The organism is Candidatus Magnetominusculus dajiuhuensis (assembly GCF_046044395.1).
Taxonomy (GTDB): domain Bacteria; phylum Nitrospirota; class Thermodesulfovibrionia; order Thermodesulfovibrionales; family Magnetobacteriaceae; genus Magnetominusculus; species Magnetominusculus dajiuhuensis.
The window spans coordinates 1-4,443 of record NZ_JBJUSG010000193.1 but is presented as its reverse complement, the minus strand read 5'-3'; the positions used below and the strand labels follow the sequence as shown (position 1 = coordinate 4,443).

Below are 4,443 nucleotides of genomic sequence, written 5' to 3'. Positions count from 1 at the left end.
GGCGAAGATTGACTCTATTCATGTATGTTTCGCAGGAATGACAAAATTACTCATATGAACGCAACTTAGTATAAAAACAAATGGGGAAGGGGCGTCCACCTCACACCCTTTCCCCACTTCATTATCTAAAGAAACTATTCTACTTTCTTTAACTTAGTGCCGCATGGGCATTTGCCGGGCTTTTTCGATACCGTGTTACACTCACACGTATCGCCGCAGGCACACACGTACATCCCCTTGATGCTTACCCTCTTTACGGGCTTGCCGCAGCCGCATTTTGTCGGGTCATCTTTGTCCAGTTTACAAGTGCAGCCCTTTCCGCATGTGCAGAGGATTGCCTCATCGCCCTCTATCTTTAACACATGCATTGGTACCAGCTTCTTGCCGCACTTACATTTGCCGGGCTTCGTCTTTACGGTATTACACGTGCAGTTATCGTCGCAGTTGCACACGTATAGGATACTACCCTTTTTAGGCGCGGAAGCCGTCTTCTTTTTACCTTCGGCATACACAATGCCCCCACTCAGTGTCAACACTAATAACAACGACAGAAACACCCAAAACAATTTCTTCATAGATTCATTCTCCTTTTTGAACGGTTTTGAACTCGATACAAACATAACACACATGGCAACCGATTGTCAAATACCGCAGGGCAATCGCATTAGAAACTTACACCAGTAATTCCCTCTCCTGGATTGCCGCTTTCGCGGGAATGACAGAATAAAAAATATGAAAACGACAGACAAAGCCGAACAAATGAACACCAAAAATATCATGCCATTCTCTTTTTTTGTCATTCCTGCGAAAGCAGGAATCCAGGAAACCATCGGTCAGCGCTAAAAGTGTAGGCAATTTCTGTCTAATTTTTCTAATGCGATTGCCCTGTCAAATACCGCGAATTGCAGACGCTACAAGGCAACAGACACCTTTCAGAACAGACAACGGAGAAACGGCCAGAAACACGAGAGGAACCTTCACAAACGCCCCCACACTCACAGACAGCCTGAGGATACAATTTGAAAAGGACCAGCCAAACCTTTAAGATCCAGCAGCCGAACCCATGGTTCCTAAAGGATTCGCTTGTTCTTGCTTTTTGAGCTCCAACCTTCAAACCCCGACACCCTAAACCCCGGCGGCCAGTCCCTTCCTTTTAAATGTTTACCTTTCTGGATTGTCTAGCGTACTAGTCTATGATTGCCACGTTAGTTGCTCTCAATCCTTTCTTGTCGTGTTCAACGTCGAAGGATACCATCTGTCCTTCCTCTAACGTTTTAAACCCGCTGGTCTTAATAGCCGAATAGTGGACAAATACATCTTCCCCATCACTTTTGCTAATGAAACCATACCCCTTGCTGACGTTGAACCACTTTACTTTTCCTTCAAATGACATGTTAAAACACTCCTTACTGCTTGCTTAGCCCTTTAAAAGGGCGTTTGTATGTTAACCTATTGCGGCGAAAAAGTCAATGCCCTAAAATAATATTTTTTAAAGGGCATATATTGTGGCAGCGCTTTGCCAATTGATACGTCCTGTTTTCAGGGTTTTATCCCAAGATTACGCCCAAGCCGGCCATAGTTGTCTAACCATATGCGGGCTGATTCGTCCGCGGCCGCGGCCTTCTCCGACATTAGATGCCTTAGCTCTTTCCCTATGATAAAATACATATTATGCGCCTTCCACAAATCAGGCTTTATTGAGAGTGACTTAAATATTTTGAGCACGCTGCTTAGGTTTTCATACAATTCTATATCTTCTGGCCTGGCGGACAGTATTTCTACGAGATTATTTATCATGGCGGTGGCACGAAAGCTGATTTTATGCTTATCAATAGCGATATTCCACCGCTTGAGCTCATCGCTTATTGCTTTTAATTTTTCTATGTCAGGGTGTTTAGTTTCAAATATCCCCATCAGGTCTTTTTCCAGGATATATGCGGCGGCAATAGACAGGGATTTGGGCAGCGGTACAGATAGTCCCCTGTAGAAATTCATCAGCGAATAATTACTTTCGTATATCTGTCTGTACAGGTCATCTATTCTGTCGTTGGCACCCTGTGAGACAAGGTCAAGTATTCTTTTCTGTTCATCTTTAAACAAATGTCCAATAGAGTAGTTATCGCTGCCAAAGTGTGTCTGCATGAGCCTGATAGCGGAGGGGATAAGGCCTTTTTCGAAGGCGTCTGTCAGCTCCGACTTAATTGTATTGAAATTATCGTCGCCCGAAAACTCCTTGACTCCGCAATTAACACTGTGGTCGCCCATGTGTAGCACCGCAAAAATAAATATGTGTTGCTCCCATGTAATCTCAGATTCCACCTGAATCTTTCCCGTGGCAAGCCTCATCCTGCCTGCCCTGGCCTCATCGTAGGACTGGCGCTCCACCGCGTAACAAAACATATTCAACTGCCCGTGGCCAGATTCGAACAGAGACGATATTGCGAAGTGCGCAACGGCGCGCATTATGTCCACCTTTGCTGGCTTTACAAACATTTCATATGGATATGCGCCGCTGCTAAACACATTGCTGGGCGCGTGCCGGAGTTTTTCTATGTACTGCGCTTCAAGGGAAATACCGGTTAACGTCTTTGCGTACTGCATTGCCCTTGCGGCATAACTCATTACCTGAACGGTCTCAACCCCTGAGATTTCGTCAAAAAACCACCCGCAGCTTGTGTACATGAGCATGGAGTTGCGCTGCATTTCAAGCAATTGTAACACCCTCGTTCTGTCTTCCATCGGGAGATTCGTATGGGCGTGAGAATCTATGAAAGAATGGACGTTTGCCTTGTCTCTGTTGAGAATCACCTCAATATAATCATTGCGGGCGTCCCACGGGGATTTTAAATATTTCCCCCCTTCTATTTCAAATATGCCGGCGAGCCTGTCTCTGAGCCAGTCCATAGCCTCACGCAACGGGCGGCGCCACTTCTGTGTCCATTCGCCACGCATACCGCTGTTGCAGCCGCAGTCATCCATCCACCTTCCTATGCCGTGTATACAGCTCCATGAGGAGTTATCATAGATTTCCACCTCGCAAACCGGCGGGTGTTTTTCAAGGTATTGCCCATAGTTGGCCAGTTTAACCCCATGAGCCGCATGATAAGTGCCTGATTCTATCAGATGAAGACAATATGTCAGGGCCATCTCGCCCTTTCTGTGGTGATGGCCATAGGTTTCGCCGTCCGTAGCTATATTGACTAACTGGGGATAGTCTCTGTCATCGGTAAAGGCGGAGGTGAGCCTGTCAATAAAATTTTCGCCCTTATTTAAAACACCACTAAAGGCAATGTCGGAGGATATTGGCCCGTCATAAAAGAATAGGGTAATAGTCCTGCCCGAAGGGAGTTTGCACAGGTATGGCATAGCGGGGTCAACCCGGCTGCCGCTGACGTCAGTCCAGACATCGGGGCCAGGTGTTTCTATGCCGGTGTCCTCATCAGGCTTGCTATGTCCTGGGTTTTTTACCCTTGAGGCCTGGCGCGGGGCGAGGATTGTGAACAGAATCCCGTTTTCTGCCAACACATCAAGGGTTTCCAGGTCAACGGCGGTCTCGGCAAGCCATATGCCCTCCGGCCTCCTTCCAAAACGCGCCTGAAAATCCCTTATTCCCCATATTACCTGTGTGATTTTATCGTTGTGGTTGGCAAGCGGCATTATCACGTGGTTATACACTTGGGCGATTGCCGAGCCGTGCCCGGAAAACCTCTCAATACTCAGCTTGTCGGCCTCCAGTATCGCCCGATATACGTCAGGATTATGTCTTAGCAGCCATGACAGCAGAGTAGGCCCGAAATTAAAACTAATCTTTGAGTAGTTGTTAATTATATCGGAGACCCTTCCCTCGTGGTCAAGTATCTTTGAAGCGGCATTTGGGGCATAACACTCGGCTGTTATCCTTTCGTTCCAATCATGATAGACTCCTGCGGAGTCCTGATACTCGACCTCCTCAAGCCATGGGTTTTCGCGTGGCGGCTGATAAAAATGCCCGTGTATGCAGATATATTTTTCCACTTAGTTAACCGCCCTCTTCACTGTATAACTATAGCACATATTTATAATTAGCGCAATCTTTAGATTATTTTTCGGACAGAATGATTGCTACTCATTTGGCTGCAACTCGTCTCCTATGACAATCACAGCACCGTACTGCTGTCTGTCAATGTTGAACAAGGGCATAACCGTGACGCTAACAACTGCTCAATGTCCGCGTGAGTTTGATGGAGAACAAATTTATCGTGCACAAAACCCTATTACTCTATTCTTTTATACACTCTGCGAATAGATTTATTCCTTCTTCCTCATTTATTGATTTTGCAGATAACGTTAAAATGGTTCCCTCCATAGATGGCGTAAAATCTAACATTTCACCAGGACCAAGTACCGATAGTCTGTAAGCGTCAAGAAAACCCCATCTTTACAGTGGGGGTAGCAGATGTCATA

Annotated in this window: 3 protein-coding genes; all 3 read right to left on the bottom strand. The window is 46.2% G+C overall.

The annotated features are described in order from the left end of the window. Window positions 1-134: 134 nt before the first annotated feature. On the bottom strand, window positions 135-575 hold the full coding sequence (locus tag AB7D94_RS16565) for a hypothetical protein (RefSeq protein WP_420267169.1): 441 nt from the start codon (window positions 573-575) through the stop codon (window positions 135-137). Window positions 576-1,186: 611 nt separating this feature from the next. After that, complete coding sequence (locus AB7D94_RS16560; protein WP_420267168.1) at window positions 1,187-1,393, bottom strand: cold-shock protein; 207 nt, start codon at window positions 1,391-1,393, stop codon at window positions 1,187-1,189. A 146-nt stretch (window positions 1,394-1,539) separates the two neighbouring features. After that, window positions 1,540-4,014, bottom strand: a complete 2,475-nt coding sequence (locus tag AB7D94_RS16555; protein WP_420267167.1) for a DUF3536 domain-containing protein — start codon at window positions 4,012-4,014, stop codon at window positions 1,540-1,542. Between the last annotated feature and the right edge of the window lie 429 nt (window positions 4,015-4,443).

What these genes read in the sequence shown, in the direction of transcription:
- AB7D94_RS16565 (WP_420267169.1), bottom strand. Translation starts at nt 575, where the DNA reads ATGAAGAAATTGTTTTGGGTGTTTCTGTCGTTGTTATTAGTGTTGACA.
- AB7D94_RS16560 (WP_420267168.1), bottom strand. Translation starts at nt 1,393, where the DNA reads ATGTCATTTGAAGGAAAAGTAAAGTGGTTCAACGTCAGCAAGGGGTAT.